A 22,280-nucleotide genomic window follows, 5' to 3' on the forward strand; every position below is an offset into this window, starting at 1 on the left:
TGCTTACTTAAATTTACAAATATTTTACTAAATATCTATTTCAAACATAATTTGTGAATAAATTTGTTAATAATTTGAAATTATGAGATGTTTTAAAAATCAATAAGAAAAAAATGGTAGAATTAAAATACAAAATATTTTAGAGGTTTTATGACGCGCAGTGAGTTTAAAATTGTAGAATCATTTACTAATATATTAGGACTAAAAAATAATACTGATGGTACCATTCCTCTTTATAAAAAAACATCTGATACTAAATATGAAGCAACAAAACCAGATGGGTATTATTTCTATGATGGTGTAATTTTTATCTTAGATGCTAAAGCAGAAGGGGTAAAATTTGAAAAGCAAATTTATGACTATATGAAGTTTGAAAAACATAAGAATACCATCGGTTTTCAATATAACGGTATAAACTTAAATGTTTTTATTAAGAATGATAAAGGTGAAATAAAATTATTAGATAATGAATCTGAAGTAAAAAACCATAAATACTACAAAGACACCTACTTTAAAGATATCAAAGAAAATAATGAAGTTTTAATCAGTAATTATGCAATGCAGCTTGCAAATTCTTTTCGTAATGCTAAAATAAACAAGCAAATGACTGTTCCATTTATTGGTGCTGTGATGCTTTGTTATAAATTTCAAGGAGATGATAAGTTAAATCGTGAATCAACAAGTTTGCTGCTTTCTAGTATTTTGGATGCTCTAAAAGATACTCCACTTACTGAAGATATATCAAAACAAGAAAAGAAGAATAATATCTATAAATACCTTGATGATAAGACATTGAAAATGGCTAAAATTTCTGACTTAATTGAAATAGTTGATTCGATTCGTAATATTTATAACCTTATTAATATCAGTCACAAAGACTATAAAGGCCACGATATAATGAATGCTTTTTTAAAAGTTTTTCGTAAATGAAATTCAGCTAATTCAAATGAAAAAGGAGAAGTTTTTACACCCGATCACATCGCTCAAATAATGTACGAATTAATTGATGTTGATCCATTTAACGATGTTATAATGGACCCAACATGTGGGAGTGGTACCTTTTTAGTAAATGCAATGTTTAATATGTTTTCTAGCATAAATGATTTTTATTTAAAGCAAACAAATATAAATGCAAAAGAAAAAGAATATCAAATTGATAAAGCTTGCATCGAAGTAAAGGAAAAAAGAATCATTGGAATCGAATATGACGAATTTAATTCGACATTAGCAGGAATTAATATGCTATTACACGGTGATGGAAGTTCGCGAATTTATCAAGATGACTGCTTTAAAAGACTTGAAAGATTAAAATATGAGTATTCTAAGGTTTTAATGAATCCACCCTTTAGTCAAAGTGATAATGAATTAAAGTTTTTATATACAACTTTAAAATATTTAAAACCAGATGGGTTAATTGCATGTATTATACCTAAAACAAACCTAAACGGTAGAGATGCAAAAAATGTTGCATATCTCAAAAAAATATTTGAAATGTCTAAAATTACACAAATTATTTCACTTCCTAGGGATTTATTTCAACCTAATGCAGGTGTCAATACATCAGTGATAGTTTTAAAAAAATATGATTCACGAACACTCAAGAAAATAGATGCACTAAGACAAAATGCAGATGCATTATTAGCACACTGACATAATCAAGATATTTTGTTAGTAGATTTTACTAATGATGGATTTATCTATACTAATGAAAAACGATTGAAAACTAAATTATATGAAGAAAAAGTAGCAAGACTTAAAGAAGTTCTTAAGGGTAAATACACAGAATTTCAAGCTGTAATGCAAAATTTAAAATATGATGAAGAACTTGCATTTGAAAAATTTACAACAAATCGCCCTTTTGAAGTAAATAAAAACACTTTTATAAAATATATAAGAGAAAATTTATCTGCCAAAATTTTATGCGGCATCAGTAATAAATTAATTTTCTCACCTGTAGATATGCAAAAATATCAAAATATTAAATTTAAATATTTTAAAATATCTGATGTAATTGAATTTATTTCAAAAGGAATGCAAAAGAAATCAATTGATCGTAAATTAGAAAATAAATATGAGAACGGAATCCCAATAATAGTAGCAAAAAAAGACAATAACGGTATTGGTGGTTTACTTATAAAAGAAAAAGTATCTCAGACATTCAGTGATAAAATTTGCATCATTAACGGAGGAGATGGTGGTGGTGGGAAAACCTATTATTGTGATTTCGAATTTGGTGCCACTTCTTTTGTGAATATTTGTGATATTGTTCCTAAATACAAATCTGAATTTGATAATAAACCATTAGCTAAGTTTTACCTTGCTACCGTTATCAGTGAAAGACTCTTTAAATCAATCGGCCATGGTCGAACCTTACGAAGTGAAATTCCGAATGTAGAAATTAAACTACCCGTTAATTCTTATAATCAATTGGATATCGATTATATGAATGATTACATTTCATCTTTAAAAATCTTTAAGTAAAAAAGCAAGTAGTAGTGCTTCCGCCTACTTGCTTTGTTTACTTACTAAGATAAGCGACTATTTCAAAATGTGGGGTGTTTGGAAACATATCATAACCTTTGATGTAATTAATTTTAAAACCTTGTTGTTGTAAGTTTTGTAAATCACGTATAAAACTTCTTGGTTCACATGACATATAAATAAATGAATTTATATTATTCAATCATTTGGTCAATTTTGCATCTAAACCAGCTCTGGGTGGGTCTAAAACGACAATAGTATCATTAATATCTAAATTATACAAATCTATAACTTGATAAACATCGCCATTTATATATTTAGCCGATCTAAATCCATTTACATATGCATTATCTTTTGCTGCAGCAATTGCTTCTCTTGAAATATCTACACCTAAGATTTTATGTCTTTTATAAGCAACTAATTGTGAGATAATTCCAACACCACAATATAAATCGATGAAATTTCGTTTAAAGTTTTCTGATACTTTTTTATGCATATCATTAAAAATTTTGGTAGCCATCTCAATATTTATTTGAAAAAACGAATTTATATGCACATCAAAGGATTTTTTATTTATCAAAATTGAAAAAGGTTTTTTCTCAAAAATTAATTTTAATTTTTGATTTTGATAAAAATACAATTGAATAATATTTTCAATAGATTTTAAAGTATTGATTATTTCACTATAAACATTTTGTTCATTAGAAAGATTGAATAACACTTGCGCTTCGTTTATATGATTTATTCTTAAAGTTATTTCTCGAAATGCTTCTAAAACTTTATAACGACGACTTTTTTGTGAATATTGATTCAATGCATTAATTATTTTATCTAATGTTCCATTTAAAGAAATATTATTTTGGATTTTTATATCATCAGTTACTAAAATATTATTTGAATTACTATCATATTCTCCATAATGCAAAATATTATCAATCAACTTTAATGGAACCTTAATTTTGTTACGGTAATGAGTTTCTTGGATTGCCGGTTGAAATGCATCAATTACTGATTCGTTAATATTTAAATTACGAATCAGATGTGATTTAAGATAATTCTCTTTAAAAGCAAGTTGTTGGTTATATGCTAAATTAATCAGAGGAGCACTGTTGATGCAAGAATATGATTTATCACGATGTTCAGATTTAGTGATTAATTCGACTACTTTTGCAAAAGCAAATTTAGTAGTTTCTTTATAAATTTGCACTTTTGCCTTTTCACCGACAAAAAGATCATGCACAAAAATAGGTTTAGCATGCTCGCGACATACACCTAATCCTTGATAACTTAACTCTGTACAAGTAACTGTGATGATTTTATTGAGCATAAGCAAGATATAAAATATCTACCTTTCCATATCTTTTGCTTTTATAAACTATAAAGTCATCAGGAATGACTACTTCAGAAACTTTATTTGTCTCAATTATTATTTCTCCATCAATATTTAATGTTTTTGCTTGTGAAATTAATTGCAAAGTATCATTAAGTAATTTGTAATCTAAATATGGAGCATCAAGATAGATGAAGTCAAATTTCATTGTATTGACTTGCAAAAAATTCAAAGCATCCGATGCTACAGCATTAATTGTATCTATTTTTAGACTCTGCAAATTTTCTTGTAGCACTCTAAAGACCTTTATATTTTTTTCCACTGCATATACTTTCAAAGCACCCCTACTTAATGCTTCTATCGCAATCGCACCCGAACCAGAAAAAAGATCTAAAAAACTTTTATTTTCTATTTTAAACTGCAATGAAGCAAAAACAGCCTCACGAACTTTATCTGTTGTAGGCCTTGTATCTTTTAAATCAGGCTGACTAATCTTTCTACTACGATATAAACCACTTATTATCCGTAACATTACCCCTCCAAAAATAACTACATTATAGTTATTTTATCATAATTTAAAACTTGAAAAATGTTGAATATTAATTTTTAGGTATCACTTCTCCGTATAAATTTATGCTTTCACGAAATGAAGCACTATTTTGATTTGTTTTAGTAAAATTTGTTGGCTGTAATACATTCGCATTATATATAATAGCAATTTGCTCAGTTGCTCCACCTTGAAAAAAAGCATATTTTGTGTTTTGTCACAATGTTTGTTCACGGGGTTGTAAAATTAATTTATAATTACCTCCATTTTTATTTAACTCATCTAAGATGTAGTTAACCGAATTTCCTTGTTTATCGTTTATTTCAGTTAAACCTATAACATCAAAACCAACTTTTTTAATCAAGGTGGCAATAGCATCTATTTTAAAGTCAGCAGTACTTTTGTAATCAGTAGTTTTTTTACCATAATTTTCGATATTTCAGTGTGCTATTCTTATAGTATTTGCTGGTTTTGGATAATTTGAATCAGTTGATTTTGCTGTATTTACTGTAATATTTTTTACTTTTACATCTGTAAAAACAGGTGCATGATCAGAAATTCTATATCTTATATTTCAATTAAAATTTTTGTCTTTATCATAACCTGCATATTGATTAGTATTTTTTATATATTCTTTAAATGCTTTATAAGTGTCAACTTTAAATTTTAAATTAGCATCATCAGATGTTGTAATAGTATCATAATATGAATCTTCGCCGTTTAAATAATACATTTTATCATACGGATTTGCATAACCACCTTTTGTGTTTAACGATGTGTATCAATCCGGGTTTTTTGGTGAATCTGAAACAAGTACTCGATGAACATCAGATGAGAAATATTTATCTACTTTAAAGTTGGATGAATCAATATTTGTATCTCCTCCAAAAATTACAAGTGATTCATTGTTGCTATCTAAGTTTTTATAATAATTCAATAACTGCGGGATAGCAACAAATTCAGAAAATTCTTGAGCTCCGTTCTTTTTAACTACCAAATTGTTAAAACGACTTTTATATAATTCTGATGTTGTTTTAACAAACGATTCGCTATATTTGCTAGAGTTTTTAAGTTTCGCTCCAGGTGAATCAAGGTGATCAAAAACAGTTATTATCGGTGGCATTTGGGTGTTATTTTTTATTTCAAACTTTACTCCAAACGGTGGTCTTACAAAAACAGTTTGATTTTTATCTAATTTAGTGCTACTAGTATTTAAGTTTCTTTGTGAGTTATCAGAATAATCATCTTTTGAATCTGTTGTTAATGTAAATGTTTGACTTTCTTCTTGATTTGTTCTTTTGTTAAAGTAAGTTACTGTAAAGGTTTTTTTATCTTTATCTAATGATGTTGCAAAATATTTTGAATCATTTTGATCACCAGCAATGTTTGTTTGATCAAAACCTTTATTAAAATTCAATATTTGGTTGCTTGATTCGTTTGATTGTCCAAAAAAACCTAAGAAATTACCTTTATACAAATAAAGTTTATGTTTATATTTTGAACCTTGTGATTTATCATATTTTTCTGCTATTTTGTTAAATTCTTTGACATTTAAAACAAACACTCCACTTGTTTGTTCTGGATTCTTATTATCTTTTTGCTTATTAGGAGTTTGTTGTTTTGAATTATCGACTTGATTATTTTCATCATCACTATCAAGGTTAATAACTTGAGTCTCTATTTTATCTGGATTATTTTTATTTTTATATGTTATGGTAATTTTTTCGGTATCTGTATCTCAATTCATCTTAAAATGAGTTGGTTTTGATGCATCTGAACCAATTATATATTTAGCATAATCATCTTTATTAAAAGTAATATAATCTCCTAAGTCTTCGTTGTGCTTATCAAAGCTAAAACTACCATCTGAATATACTAAATCCGGAAGTTGTTTATTATCAGAAGTTAAATCATCTAACATATTCATAAATTCATCAGCATTATCAGAATAAACTTTAAAAGGCTCGCTGATAGTTTGTAATTGCTCTGATTTATTAATTTGCTCTTGTTTCAACGAATCAGGTGTATCAACTTGTTGACCATTTTCAATATTAAAACTTGATCAATAAATATCATTTGAAATAATTGGTTCTTGTTTAGGTATATATTGTGCAATTTTATAAGAAAATGCAATAACATTACCTTTTATCACATAATATATTTGTCCATTGATAAATGTTTTAGTTCCATTATTTGTTGTTGGTTCATTTGCATTTGCAGGCTGATATTCTGAATCGGTTTTTAAACTAAAAACATCAAAAATTGAATCACTGCCTAGTTCTTTCACTTTCAAATATTTTGTTTCAACTGGTTGTTTAACTAATTTTCTTGTTTCGTAGTTATAAAAAAGTTTTTCATTCTTTGAAATTAATTCTTTAAGATTATCAACTGAGACGAGTTTAAAAAGATTGTTTGCATTATCTTTTGCCCATTTATCAATAGGTTTTGTATCTTCTTGTTTTTGTTGATTATTATTCTCTCCAAATTGATCTGTTTTTTCAGGTGACTTCTCCTTTTTTTTATCTTCTGATAGTTTACCATCTTCTGGATTGTTAGTAGGTTTAGTTGGATTAGATTGCTGTGGTGTATTTTTAATCGGATTAGTTTCACTTGGATTTGTTGAAGTAGGGGGTTTTGATTGCTCTTTTGGATTTATAACAGGTGATGTACTACCTTTATTAGGATTTTTATCTTTATTAGGTGTGGATTTATCAAATCCATCACTTTTTTGAGTGCTATTTTCACCATTGCAAGCGACAGCAACTACAACCGATGTAGAAGCTAAAATAACAGCAGAAAATCATCATTTTTTATACTTTGACATTACAACTCCTTTATCATAATAATTATAAATTTTTATAACTAAAACTTTAACAAATCACATCACTTTTTGCAAAAATTGTATTTTTGATAACATAGTTTTCATTTATATGGAATAAAATTCCCATTTATAAGATTTTTAATGACAAATCACTGCTTTTTTGTTTTATCTATTACATTTATAAAACAAAAATTGCAAAAATTTCAATAAAGTAACTAATAAATTTATAAATACAATTTATTATAGTAATATTTAAATATAGGAGAAAAATGTCTAAATTAATATGTCCAATCCGAGGTCAATTAAATATCAATGAAAAAGCAAAAGATGGTAAAACATCAACTGAAGAAAAATTAAGAATTGATTTAATAAACATATTGCTTTCAAAAAATTATAACAAAGATGCTATATACTTAGAAGAAAAAATGCAAGTAGGTAGCAAAGGTTCACATCCAAAACTAATTGATTTAGCGATTAAGGATGGTGATTCATATTTATTAGTAGCAGAAGTTAAAAGAGATGATATCAGTGAAAAAGAAATAAAAGAAGCAATCTTATATCAGTTGCAAACTGCAATAGATCTAAAGAAAGCCAAATACGGTATTTTTTATAATGGTAGTCATCAAAAACTTTTTTATAAAGGCAATGAATACAATTTATCAATGCTACCTAATTATGGCGAAGAGTTTAAAACTGCTTTATTTAAATTTGATGAATTAGTCCCAATACAAAATGCAAAAGTGTTATTTGATGAGTTAGATTTGATTATTCATTCACTTGGTTATGGAAAAAATGAACGATATAAAGGTCTTTTTCAGGTGATATTAGCGAAATATTATGATGAACAATTTCATAAACATGATTTAAAATTTACTGCATTAACTACAAATATTGCAGTATTTGAAAAATTATGAGCAGATGCATATGATTATTATCAAAGAAATTTTGTGCAAGGACAGCAAGTACAAAAAGAACTTATTTTTAAATATGATGACTTGCAAAAAGTAATAAAACTTTTACAACCATATTCATTTATTAAAAGTAAATCCAGCGTACCACAAGATTTCTTTATGAAGTTTAGTTCAAAAATTTTAGATAAAATTAATATGGCACAATATTATACACCTGTTGCTATAATTGATTTTATAGTTAATATTTTAGATATTAAACCCTATCAAGCTGTCATTGATCCAGCTGGTGGTAGTGCAGATTTTTTAACTGGGGTTATCCAAAAATACAAAAATAATCCAGATTATAAAGATATGAAAGACAATTTATATTATTGAGATATTTCAAAAGACGCTTGTTCTGTTGCATTCTTTAATATGGTATTAAACGGTGATGGTAGAACTAAAATTCATCAAATCGATAGCATTGCAAATTGAAATAAAAATAACAGCTTTTTTGATTTTGTCATTACAAATCCACCTTTTGGTAGCAAAGTTAAATTTATGGGGAATCAAAGTATTCTAAAACATTACAAACTTAATGAACATTGTAACGGACAATTAGGGGTTTTATTTATCGAAAGAGCAATGAATCTGCTTAAGGAGAATGGAATTTTAGCAATTGTGCTGCCTAGTGGTTATTTAAATAATCAACAACAAAGATATATCAGAAAATACTTAATTGATAATTTTCATATTTTAGCAGATATCTCTTTTCCAGAAGGGGTATTTAAGGGTGCTGAAACAGGTGTAAAAACTGATGTATTATTTGTAAAGAAAACTAAACGAATACACAATTATAAAATTTTTACAGATGTAGTCAAAAACATCGGTTTTGACTTTAATACAAAAAATTTACCTCCTATTTATAAAATAAATGAAGAAAATGGTGAAATTCTAAAAGATGCGAATAATGAAGCAATTTTAAACACTGATTTACCTGAAATTCTAAAAAGAATGCAGCAGTTTGCTTATGATGAAAAAATCATTGGATTGTCACAGGTTAATCACTCAATAAATTACGGATATACCTATATGCAAGACTTAGACAGTTCATTAAAGTTAAAACCAGAATTATCAAACACAAAAATTTCTTTAATTTTAAATGATAAAAGTTTATATTCTCTGCGAGAATATAAACAAAATAATCAAAACGGATTAATTATTGAAAAAAAGACAAAAAACCTTGAAAAATCAATTATAAAAAGCAAAATTTATTCATACATCCCGATTGCTCAAACACATAGCAAAGGTTTATATACACTTTCAAACAAGCTACGTGGATGACAAATTCAAAATATTTCAAGAGCGAAGCAAATAGGTCACAAAGACAGCATTTATTTACCTTATTTATATGGTTCATATGATAAATTCTTTTATTTTAATTTGGATAATTCAGATGTCATTATCTCAAATGGTTTTTATCGAATTTATATCAATGACGAAAAGGTAAGGTATTCATTTTTTAAATTTTTATTTGATCAAAGTTATCAAATCCAATTTCAAGCTTTTGCTACTGGTCACATTCAAACCAATATTATCGAAGAACGGATATTAGACTTTCGTTTTAAATTACTTGATAAAGAAGAAATCAACCAAGTAAAACAAATGATAAAAGTATTCGATGAATGCATTAAAGTACGTGGATAACACTGCATCATAGGAATAAAAATAAACTAGCATTAGCTAGTTTGTTTTCTTCTTCTGTGTCTTAAAACAACAAGGATGATAATTCAAATAAGTCCTAAGGTCAAAATACTTGCAAGAGGGATATATGGTTTTAGTTTTGCTGAAACAATTGATTGAGAATCAATCAATGAATCTAGTTTGCTATTAATTAACTCATAACCATTTAAATTATCATTGGAATTAAATTGTTCTTTTAATGCTGCTACTTCATTTGTTGGTTTAAGTCTATCAAACTTGCTTTCTATTAAAGTTTGTAAGTATGATTTACGTTGTGTTTCTGTTTGATATGCATTATTTGCATATGAGAGTTTTTCTCTTAATGTATTTAAATCATTTGCATCGTATTTTACTGAATTTAATTCAGAAATATGAGTAACTGCTTGTAATCTTGCAGCAACATCTTCTAATGCTTTATTTAAAACTGATTTTTCACTTGCTTCTTGTTTTAAGGTTTCTAAGACATCATCATATAACTTTTGGTATGAATCTAAATAAGATGTTGAATCCAGTTTGTCTGTATATGTATCAATGTTTTTTTGATCACTTAACTTACTAATACTTTCTTCGATTTTAGAACGATATTCATTTTTTAATTTATCTTCTGATGCTTTTGCTTGAACTACTTCATTTTTATATTTTCTTAAATCGATAACATTTTTAATTTCTACATATTCATTATTATCATATTTAACAATATTTTGCGGTTGCTCAAGTTGTTTAACAGTTGATTTTATTTGATTTGTTAATGAAATTATTTCATCGGATTCGATGCTTAGAGCGATGTTAAGCAAACGATATAAAGCTTCATAGTCATTTAAATTCTCGATTTTATTATATAAACTTGTATATGTTTTAATATATGCAGGTGTAGTAAGTTTTTTTAGCATATTTGGGATTAATTCTTTTAACGATTCTTTACGTTCTGATTCGGATGTATATGCATCTGTAACATCTGCTAAGAATACTCTTAATTTTGGTATGCTGTTTGCTTTCAAAAGGCTTACTTCATTATATAAACTGATGTGATCAAGGTTTTCTAAAAGTGGCATATAGTTATGAATCTGAGTTTGTAATTTTGTCTTTTCAACTGATTCTTTGTTTAAAACTTCATCTAATTTATCATTTAAAGCAATTGAAGAATTTAAATTTGTTGTTTTATAAAACTTATCAGAATATATTTTGATGTTTTTTGGTTCTTCTAATAAAGCAACCTTAGCAGCAATTTGTTTTCTTAGATTTTCCTTTTGCACATCTTCACTATGTTTTGCTGCTGCAACTTTTGCTTTATAAACTCTTAGATCTTCTAGATTATCGATGTTAGCGAAATTCTTGGTATTATAGGTAAAAATATGCTCAAAGTCTTCTAATGAATTTAATAAATCACTGATTTGTTCTTTTAACAAACGAACTTCACTGTGTTCAGAATCATATACTTCAGAAATTTTTGCATACAATGCTTCATAGTAGTTAAGTTGATTGATTTGGTTGCTGTGATGGTATTTTTTGTTATATAAAATAATGTTATAGTTATCTTCTAAACCTCTTAGTTTATTTTCAATTAAGGTTTTTAATTCTGTTTTTCGTTGTTTTTCACTTTGTAAAGCATTAGAGGTATCTGTATAATACTCTCTTAAATCATTTAAATTAGTTAGTTTCAATAAATTGTTTTCATTATAAACAACTATATGATTAAAGTCTTCTAATTGTGGATATAATGATGTAATTTTAATTCGTAATTGCTCTCTTTCTTGTTCTTCTTGTTTTAAAACATCAGAAAGTTTAGCACTAAGTGGAGTGTAATTTATGAGTAAATCGCTGTTTTGCGAATTAGCATATTTTTCTGTATATGTTTGTATATTTTGCGAATCTTCTAGCTTTGCTAATTGTGAATCAATCTGTGCTTTAATTCTTGCTTTTTCTGCTGCTTCCTGTGCAAGTGCTGTATTTAATTCATCTAAGAAGTTTTGTAAATCTATCTTACTGGTAGTTGTAAACAATCGTTTAGCATTTAATTTAATAATATGCTGCGCTTCTTCTAAGTGTGGTAATTTTTCTTTAATTTCTTCACGGATGTTAAACTTAATTGTATCTTCGTTGATAACATCAACTAATGCATCATTAAGAGCATGCAACGAATCAATATGTGTATTTTGATTTAATTTATGAGCTCATTTGATAAAGGTGTCAAAATCGTGTAATTTAGCAATTTTATCTGCTGTTTGTCCAAATAACTTGCTAAATTCACTTTCTTCAACTGCTGATTCAGCATCAATTTTGGTTTTAAACAATCTTAAATCATTTAATTCCTTAGAGTTTTTAATGCTGCGATATTCAGTGTTTAATGTAGCAATTTGATCAAATAATCTTAACTTACTTAATACAGTTTCAATGTGATCTTGAAGTTTTTGTTTTTCATGTGTTTCTTCAGCATACATATTATCTGTTTCTTTTAATAATTCACGAAGTTGGGTTAAAGTGGTAGCAGTTTGCAATTTATCTTTAACTTTCTTGATATTACCTTGATCTTGCAATTTTGCTAAAATATCGTTAATTTTTGCTTTTAACTGTATTCTTTCAGTCTCTTCAGTTTTTAATGCTTGATCTATTTTATAATCTAAACCAAAATAACTATTTAGATTAGGATTTTTTTCAACTTTTGTATTTAAATCATTGAAGCTCTTGATATTATCAGGATCTTCTAATTTTGTTAAATTAGTCTTTATGTTATTTTTATATTTTTCTTTTTCTGAATTCTCCTTAGTTTGAGCTGCTGTTACTTTATTTAATAATTGTTGTAAGTTGCTTTGTCCGTTTGTTCGCGATAAAACATCCATATTATATTTACTAATATGATCAAAGTCTTCTAGTGATTCAACAATCTTTTTGATTTTTTCTCTTAAATCATACTCTTTTTGATCTTCTGCTTTAGCATTATCTACCTGGGTTTTCAATGCTCTTAAAGCATTTAACTCAGTTGTATTCTTACGTTTTAATGCTAAATTAATCACATTATTAAAATCATAGAATTTTAACAACTCGTCTATTATTTCCTTGTGTAACTTATCCTTTTCTTCATCTTCTTTTTTAATTAAATTTTGTGCTTCGTTATTTAATTCACGCAATTTATTTAAATCAGATGTAACATTGGGTTTTTTGGTTGTTATAGTCGTTTTATGAGTTGCATCTTCAAGTTGGTTAGCAAGTGTATCAATATTATTTGATAACTGCTGACGCATTTGTTCTTCTTGTTGCAATGCTTGATCAAGGTCAGTTTTTAATGCTCTAAAATCATTTAAATTATTGGTTTTCTTAGCATAATCAAATTGACGTTTATAAGTATCTAAATTGTTTTTATCTTGTAATTTCTTTATATTTTCTTCTATTTCTTTTTTAAGAGCTTCTTTTTGTGCTGCTTCTTCTTTTATTTCCTGTTTAACTTGATCTAAGAGTATTTTCAAACTAGTTGAATTTTTATATTCGTTTAATTGATCATAAATGCTATTTATAGTATTTTGATCATTAAGTTTTGGAACTTCAATTGTTTTAATTTCAGAAATTAAGTGTTGTTGTAATGTTTCTTCAGCAAATTGTGCATAAACTTCTTTGTCTAAATTACGCAATTCAACAAGTTTTTTAGCAGAATCCATTTTAGCTTTCAACTTTTGCTTTTCTGTTGCATTTGTTAATTTATCATAATCTTCTTTAATCTTTGCTTTTAGCCGCTCTTTTTCTTGTTCTTCTTTTGCAACTTGTGATTTAACATTAGCAAATAACTCATCGAGATCTTTTGGTTGTGTAGTTTTAATAAAATCATCACTTAACAATGAACGATTAATCGGGTCCTCAAGTTTTTTTGCCTCTTCTAGTGCTTTTGCACGCACCGATTCAAGTCGTTCTTCTTCTACCTTAACTGCATCAATATGTTTACTTAGTTTTTCTAATTCAGCAATTGTGTTTGAATTTGCTAATGATGCACGATTTGATAATTGATTATCAGGATACATTAAATGATCAATTTTATCTTTTATTTCTTGCTTTAATTGTTCTTTTTTAACTTGTTCTTGATCTAAAAGTTCTTGTGCTCTTTCTCTTAAAACACGCATGTGTGGAAGTTTTGTATCAGTTGTTTTTTTGTTTTCTATTTCTTGACGGTTATTATCTAATTCTAACTTGTTATATAACTGATCAATTTGGTTTGTTAATGAATTCTTTTCGAATGTCTCATCTTTTATTCTTTGTTCAGTAGCACTTTTGGTTTCTCTTAATTTAATTAAATTATTAGATGTGTTTGCTAAATCAGTATCAACTTGATTTTGATTTTCAGGATCTTCAAGTTGATTTTTAAGTTTAGCAATCTCTGCTCTCAATTCAGATTTTTCTTGTGTTTCTTTATCTATTAGAAGTTGTGCTTGATTTTTAGCATTATTAAGTTGTTCAATTGTGCTATTTTGATTATACATATTATTAACTTGTAATTGATGCTCTGATAAATCAAGTTGCGATACACTTTGCTCTATTTCGCTACGAAGTTGTGCTTTTTCAGCTTTTTCAGCATCTAAGCGAGCTTGTACCTGAGGTAAAAAATCGCGATAATCATTTAAGTTTTTGCTTGATAAATTATTTAAAAACTCATTAACAAAGCTTTGATTTTCAGATTTCTCTAATTTTGAAAGAATGCTTCTTATTTTGTTTTCAGTGTCTTGTTTTTCGTGATTTTCTGCTGCTATTTGATCATTCATCTCTGATTCTAATGCATAAACAGAGTTAACATTTAAATTCTTGGTATTATATAAATTCTTAAGTTTTTGCAACTTAGCATCTAAATAAGAATGTTTATTTACATCTTGAATTTGTGCTAGTAAGTTAGGAAGTTTTGTAGAAGTGTATGTGGCACGAGCATTTTCTTCGCTATCCACTGCAGCTTGAACTTTTATTTTTAATTGATCAAGTCCGACTTTTTGAGTTGCTGCTAATAACTTGTCATTATATTTGACAACATTATTATAATCTTGAAGCGAATTAAGTAGTTGTGTAATATCATAACGTTTTTGATCTTCATCTGCGATTTCAATCAATTGGTTATTAAATTCTTCAAGTTTTAATAAATCGGTTATCGGATGATATTTTGCTTCTTGCTCATCAGCAATCTTTCGATTATGCATATTAGCAAGTAGTTTTTTAATATTATTATTTGCTTGATCGCGACGATGTATTTCGGAAGCTTTCGCTTCTTGTGCTTGCTGTAAAATACTTTCAATTGTTGATCTGCCGCGTAGATCATCGATTGCTTTATTTTGATATTTGCTTTGATTTTTGTTTGTCGGATCTTCTAAAGTCGCTACAACTTGCTTAATTTGTGCTTTTAAAGCGAGTTCTTCAGCTTCAGTTGCAACAGCAGAATTTACATCATTTAATAAAGTTTGTAAATTAGCAATGCTGCTAGTGGTATTAAGTTTATTTTGAAAATTACTTTGATTTTCTGAGTAAGTTAATTTAGTGATTACATTAAGAATTTGTTTCTTTAAATCGGATTTTAGATTATCTTCTTCTTGTTTAAAGTTATTTATCTTAGTTTTAAGTGTTTCTAAAGAATTAATAGTATGTGATGAATTTAAATCATTATCAACTTCTTGGATATGGTTTGTTTGCTCTAATTTAGATTTAATTGCTTGAATTTGATTAGTTAAAAGTGCTTTTTGTAGATTTTCATTATTTAAAAATCCTTGTGCTTTGTTTTTTAATGCAGTTAACTGAGCAACAGATAAATCAGCATTATTCAATTCATTTTGAACATCTGATTTATGATTTTGTAATTCTAATAATGCAAGTGTTGAATTAATTTGGTTTCTTAATTCAGTTTTTTCTGTATTAACTAAATTTTCTGCTTGTGTTTTCAAGTTTTCAAGAGCATTAATTTGAGAAGTAGATGATAAATTATTTCTAATTAATTCCTTGTTTGAATCTTTTCCTAATTGATCAATTAAAACATCAATATCATTTTTTAATTGTTGAGTTTGTTGCTCTTCGTCACGAAGATATTGTTCAGCAGTTTGTTTTAGTGTTTCTAATGTAGGAATAGTTGCATTTTGTCTTTGATTAGTAATAGGATTGATATGATTATCAAGTTGTAATCTTGAAACTAAATTATCTAATTCAGTATTTAATGCTACTTTTTTAGCATCTTCTTGTGCTTTTAGATTATCAGCTTGTATTTTTAAACTTTGCAATTGTGCAATTGTTTGTGAAGTAGGTAAAGAATTATTAATGGTATCTTGGTTATTTTGAATTTCCAATAAACCTGCTGTATGAGTTATATCTGAACGAAGTTGAGCTTTTTGATTATCTTCACTAGTTTTAAATTCATTAGCTTTTTGTAATAATTGCTCTAGTGCTGCAACAGTATCTGAACTAGTTAAGCCTGTATTAATTTCATTTTTATGAGTTTCTAGTTCTAAATTTGTTAAAACAGCATTAATTTGTGCTTTTAGCTTTTCTTTTTGTTCTTGTTCAATAGTTTCTTGAATTTTCTTTTCTAATCCGATAAAGAAGTTAAGGTTATCAGTGGTTTTTAACTTATTAAATTTATCAGTATATAAAGTAATGTTTTCTTGTTTGGTAAGTTGTCTAATTTTTTCATCTATTTGAACTTTTAACTCTTGTTTTAAATGACTTTCATTATTTACAGCAGCAGATGAATTAGTATACATTTTTTCAAGTGCCGACACACCACGAGTTTTCTTTAAGGTTTTTTCATTATATAAAATTAAATTTGAAAAATCTTCTAGGTTAGTAATATTTTGTCTGATTAAAGTTCTTAAATTATTTTCTTGTTCATCGATTTGTTTTTGCTGCTCTACTTTGGTTTTTAAAGAGCGAAGTTGCACTAAATTAGTTGTTGTTTTTAATTCTTCTGATAATGGTTTTGAGTTTTCGCTATCATAAAAATTACTTAAAAGGCCCTTTATTTGTGTTTGTAAATCAGTTTTTTCTCTTTGTTCTTGAGCTAACATCTCATCAGATTGAGTTTTAAGATGCTGTAGACTATATAATAAAGTTGTTTTAGGTAATTTTTCAGTTAATGTATTAATATGTTCAGGATCTTCAAATAATGTTTTATTATGTTCAATTTGTTGTTTTAGTTGTGTCTTCTGATTATTTTCTCTTGTATATTGAGCATTAATTTCATTATATAAAGATTGTAAGACATTTGTATCTGCAAATTCATCAAATTTATTATGTAACTTAACTAACTCAGGGATATCTTCTAATTTTGCCAATTCTTCTTTAATCTTCTTTATCAATTCATTTTGTTTATTCAAATCAGTTAATCAAGTTTGTTTTATTAATGCTGCTTTTTTATTTAAAATATCACGATAAAATGCATCAACTTGGTGTTGACTTAGATTTTCTGGGTGTGTAATTTGACTTTGCACACTTGATATTTTATTTTCATATTCTTGATATGATTCAGATGTATATACAATCGGGTTATTTAATGCTTTATTGGTAATTTCGTGTTGCACTAAAGTAAGATCAACCTTTTTATTATAGTGATCTCTTGCATAAATTAATGCATCTTTAATAGCATCTAAACTTGCTTGTGTATATGATTGATCTTTACTTTGATTTGCTTCGGTAATTTGTTTTAAAGCATTAGTAGCAGTAGTTTTTCAATGTAAAAATTCATTTCTAGATGCTTCAGTTCATAAATTATAATCACTCGGATCAACTTTATTAACTTCATTTTGTAAAGCTGTTTTATCTGTAGATACCGATGCAACTTGCACTGGATCAAAGTCATAAACTTCTAGTATCTTAGGTCTTTTAGTTTCTCAAGCAATTTTAATTTGCACAACTTTTTGATTTTGAGGTAGGATAAATTCATTAAGGTTGTTAGTTAATGTTCCTAAGAGATGGAAGGTGTTTGTTTCATTTTCTTTACGATAATATACCTTTGCAAGCGAATTGCTTTCAATGGTTAAAATACGTAAATGTTTATTAATAAGTGACTTATCATCGATGGTATAAATTAATTCACCGTTTTCTTGTTTTGGTTGATAATAAGTACTTAAATCCTTATCATGAAGAAAATCTAATTTACTATCATCGGTTGGTTCATATTTAGTTCCTAAAAAATAGTTACTAGTATAGTTAGGTTGTTGGATTTTATTATGATTTACGACTATTTCATTGATTTTAAGTTTTTTATTGCTTGGATAATTAGCTTTTATTAAAATCTTGATATATCTAGCTTTTTGATTTGAAATCGAATCGTTTCCTCAATATTTAAACCCTGGATAACGATGGTCATTGATAAGTTTAGGATTCACAGCATATTTAGAATCGTAAGAACCAGTAGCGACATTTTTTAATATTGTTGTTGAATCAGCATCGGTAGTAGTATCTCCAATACTAAAAACAGTGTGTCAAGAACTTTTATCAGATGAAACTTGCACATCCATATCCCTTGGATAATCAGATGTATCATCTTGAGTATATAAACGTAGAGATTTTATGTCTGTTTGACGCCCTAAATCGTAAATAATATAATTATTTGCATTAATATTTGGACCAAATTGATCGTATGTAAAAACCGAACCATCTAGTTCATTATTTCGTTCTGTTTGTGGATTTTGTGTGATATCTGTTGAATCAAATTTTGGATTTAAAGCAAGGTTTTCTACTGTAACAGTTATCTTTTTAAAACTTAAAGTTAAATCCGAACTTCCTGAGTTAAATAAAGCAATATAGCGGGCTTTAGTGTTTGCAGCAATAGTATCTGATGCAGCATCAACTCATTCATAACCATTATCAGAATATTGTAATTTTAATGCATTAGAATTAGCGGTTGAATTGTCATATTCTTTATTAAATGTCTGAATATTTTGAATTTTACTTAAATCTAAACCGATTCTCTCGTTTGCTTTTAAGGTAATATCTTGCTTTTCTTCAGGACTTTTTTGATGGTATAACTCAAATGTATCGTATCCATCATATTTAGCAAGCAAATCATTAACTGCTGCATTTTCACTATAAACATAATCAGTACTGTCTTGTTTATTTTCTGTGAATGCAATGGTATTAATATTAAATCCAAAATTTTCTGCTTTTAAGGTTCTTAAACGAAGTCCTGTAACGGTTCCAAAATTATCTGCTTTTGAAATATTAATTGTAATATCATCACCAGATAAATCATATGTTTTTCAAGGAATATAAACATTATTGATTTTCTTTTCTATACTTATTTGGCTGGTGCGATCTCCTGCTCCTGGATTTTGATCATTGACATATTTATATAACAGACGAATTGATTTAAGATTTTTTGGATTTGAAAAATTAATATCAAAACCATCATTTTGACTTAATGAACCACCTGTTGATGTCGCTTTTAATCAAGCGAATGTGTGATCATCACCATCAAACATTAAATTAGGACCTTTATTATCGTGTATTAACAAACGATTAATATCAGCAGTAGTATAGTTGTATCTATCATTATTAGTTAAAAATACTCTTATTTCATCTATACGTCATCAATGCTGAACCTCTGATGTGTTTTTAATTCTAAAATCTTTTGCATGTGCATATCCTGTTACAACTGTTGAATTTTCACCTCATTTTAAATGAGTTGAACCAAATTGTTTTCATTGTCTGCTGGTATCTTTTTCATCTTCATCTTTATATTCGATGATTGCATCTTGTGGTAAATCAGTTGCAGAATCGAATGATTGGTTGATATAAATATGTGAAACTCATTGCTTTTTATCTAAACTAAAACCTACTGTAGCATCCCTTGGAATGTTTGCACCAACATTAACATCACTGCTTCCTTGTTTACCTTGAACCACCTTGGTAAATGCAGCACCTGTTGAATCTAAATCATCAAACATTTTATCAGTGCTTTTGTTTTGATAAACAAGATACATTAAATTAGTAGTATTATCAGCATTATAACTAACATGTGAATATCTTTCTCATGTTTTATTTGATGTTAATTCACCTGAATTAATAACGAATTCTTGTAAACGAACTCATTTTTGTCTAGGAGTAGTATCATTGTTTATTAATCTTACTTTTGTTACATTTGCTATATTTTGATTATTTAAAACAATCGGATTATATTGATTTGCAGATGTAACATTAACATTTCAACCATTTACATCGGTTCAACTGCTATTTGTAGATGTTTGATATTGAACTTTTGCATTTATAAAGTAATCTTCACGCAGTCCTAAATATTTCACTTGTAATGATTTAAGGCTGATTGGTTGATTAAATTCAACACCAAAATAATCATTTTGATGTAATTGTCCACTACTATTTTTTAAAATAACTTGATACGGGTTTCCTTTGTAAAAAACTGTGTCGGTTCCGCCTTTACCCAGACTATCTTGACGTTGCAAATTAGTTATAAATGTTTGTGTCAATTTTATAGGCGGGATAAAAAGTGATGATTCAATTCTTGGTTTCAATCAAGAAACTAATCAATCTAAAAATGGCATCAAATGTGAACTACCAACAATAGCATCATATGATTGTCCATTGTAGGTGATTTTATGAGTTGTTTTTAACTCATTAAGTAATTCTATTCCACGATTATAATAACTGATAAAGTCATTGCTGCTATTTTCCTGCTTTTTAATTACTGATAAAAGCAGCGCTTTTGCTGTTTGTGAAAGATTTATAAATGTATCAAGATAAACCGACATTTCCTTGTTAAATTCAGCATTTTGTGATGTTTTAAGAATACTTGCTGCTTTTTCAAAATCATGAAAATCTGTAATCAATGCTTCTGCTTTTGTTTTATCAAAATGATTCGATGCTAAATTTGTTTTAAAAGCATCTATTTTAGTTTGGATTTCTTCAGACTCATCAATACTTGGATAATTACTAATATCTGGTTTTTTAATATGTTTAGCAAGTTTTAAGTATGATTGAGTTTCAATATCAAAAATATTGCTTTTATTAAGTGCGTTAGAAAATGCTGCTTGATAAATATTATTTATTTCAGTATCATTTCTTCAGATCTTTCATCCAAAATTCGCAGCAGCAAATGCAGCAATTTTTGATGCTTGTGCTTGTTGCATCGGATTAATTAATACACCCTGCAAGTTGTCTGCTGTTACATCAGTTCCAAAAAATTCTTTATAACCACCTAATATCAGTTGTGCAGGTGCATCTGAATTATTTGGTCAATTAACTCATGCAACAGGGGTTTTGTTGGTTGTAGTTTTAAATGTTGTTAAAGATGTATTATGAACCCCTGCATAAGTGCCAGTTGCTGAATTAATTATTTCAACTTCAGAAGGAAAATTAGCATAAGAGTTTGATGTTATAGTTGTATTTCTATTAGCAGGTGCATAAATTAAATTAGTACTTAAGTCACTCGTAATTTGTTGTTTTTCTTTTAATCAAGTAATTAAATCATTTAGTATTTTTGTTTCATAATGTACTTGTTGCGAAGTATTTTCAGAAAAGGGTTGGTTTTCTGCAAATAAACCAAATTTTCTTATCCCTGCTGTAATAAGTTGTTCAAATTTAGTTTTAATCTTTGATAAATTTTCATCGTAATTAGCAACTGTTATTTTATCATTTGAATCAAAAGGATCAAGCATATAAACTAAATTTATTTTAGTTTTCTTGGATTCTTGGATTAACTTTGAAAATTTATTTGTAAGTTCATCAGATGTATATTCTGTTTTTCATTGATCTCTTGTTTTTTGATCATCTTTATCAAAATATAGATATGAGTTAAGTTTATAATAACTACCTCATTTCATAAAATCTATTTTTGCATTCAAATCTCAAGGGGTTCCGTTATTATAGCTAAACACTCCACGAAGTTTTACATCTGAATAATCTTGAATATTAAATGTCTCGATTTGATCGCCATCAAGTTGATTAAGAATATGTCAAAAAGTTGTAGCACCGTAAAATGCTGCTGTGTTGTTTTTTGCTAACAAAGTAATGTAATTATGTTTTGAAGATAAAATATATGAATCATTACGTGATTTCAAAGATGCATTAAAATCAAGCCCTAATAAACTTGCTTTTTTATCAATATATGTATCGGTGTTGTCGGTTGTTCCAACTAAAATGTTTGTTTTACCATCACTATCTTCAAATGAATGACTTTCTGTAACAGTTAAATTTCTTATTTGTAAAGCTTCTTTAATTCTTGATTTAACTGCCTCATCAATTCCTTTTTCAAAAACTAAATTAACTTCTTTAGATAATAAATATTTTTTATTATCTGCATATGTTATAGATTTAACAGTCGGATAAATTTGATATATTTTATGATTGCTTGAATTATTTGGTTGTTGATTTGTTGCACTAGTAGCAGATATAGTTAATCCTACTGCCGCAGCAGCTGTTGCTGTTAAAACAAGTTTAGATTTCTTTAATCGCATTAATTACCTCTTTGTTAGATAATTAAAACACCAAAATTATTTTCTGGTTAAA

6 protein-coding genes are annotated in these 22,280 nt (G+C 27.4%); 2 read left to right on the forward strand and 4 right to left on the reverse strand.

Annotated elements, in window-relative coordinates:
- Positions 1-150 precede the first annotated feature (150 nt).
- On the forward strand, positions 151-2,481 hold the full coding sequence (locus ACXYRN_RS00240) for an HsdM family class I SAM-dependent methyltransferase (RefSeq protein ID WP_458607230.1): 2,331 nt from the start codon (positions 151-153) through the stop codon (positions 2,479-2,481).
- 37 nt (positions 2,482-2,518) lie between these two features.
- Here ACXYRN_RS00240 and rlmD read toward each other — a convergent pair whose 3' ends face one another.
- The 3 genes from rlmD to ACXYRN_RS00255 all read right to left on the reverse strand — a co-directional run bounded on the left by rlmD (position 2,519) and on the right by ACXYRN_RS00255 (position 7,182).
- Positions 2,519-3,808: a 23S rRNA (uracil(1939)-C(5))-methyltransferase RlmD gene (gene rlmD / locus ACXYRN_RS00245; protein ID WP_458607231.1), complete on the reverse strand. Its 1,290-nt coding sequence runs from the start codon at positions 3,806-3,808 to the stop codon at positions 2,519-2,521.
- Entirely contained in the window at positions 3,798-4,343 is a 546-nt protein-coding gene (rsmD, locus tag ACXYRN_RS00250; protein ID WP_435128396.1) for a 16S rRNA (guanine(966)-N(2))-methyltransferase RsmD, read from the reverse strand. The genes rlmD and rsmD overlap by 11 nt, the downstream gene beginning before the upstream one ends.
- Before the next feature lie 67 nt (positions 4,344-4,410).
- The gene (locus ACXYRN_RS00255; RefSeq protein ID WP_458607232.1) at positions 4,411-7,182 is read right to left on the reverse strand and encodes an exonuclease/endonuclease/phosphatase family protein; all 2,772 of its coding nucleotides are present in this window, start codon (positions 7,180-7,182) and stop codon (positions 4,411-4,413) included.
- Positions 7,183-7,448: 266 nt separating this feature from the next.
- Between ACXYRN_RS00255 and ACXYRN_RS00260 the strand changes: the two genes are divergently transcribed.
- Positions 7,449-9,776 carry an HsdM family class I SAM-dependent methyltransferase gene (locus ACXYRN_RS00260; RefSeq protein WP_458607233.1) on the forward strand — a complete coding sequence of 776 codons (2,328 nt, stop codon included), beginning with the start codon at positions 7,449-7,451 and terminating at the stop codon, positions 9,774-9,776.
- A gap of 32 nt (positions 9,777-9,808) precedes the next feature.
- Here the strand turns inward: ACXYRN_RS00260 and ACXYRN_RS00265 are convergent, their stop codons facing one another.
- Positions 9,809-22,228 carry a beta-N-acetylglucosaminidase domain-containing protein gene (locus ACXYRN_RS00265; protein WP_458607234.1) on the reverse strand — a complete coding sequence of 4,140 codons (12,420 nt, stop codon included), beginning with the start codon at positions 22,226-22,228 and terminating at the stop codon, positions 9,809-9,811.
- Positions 22,229-22,280 lie beyond the last annotated feature (52 nt).

It is taken from the genome of Mycoplasma sp. 4423 (assembly GCF_054353855.1).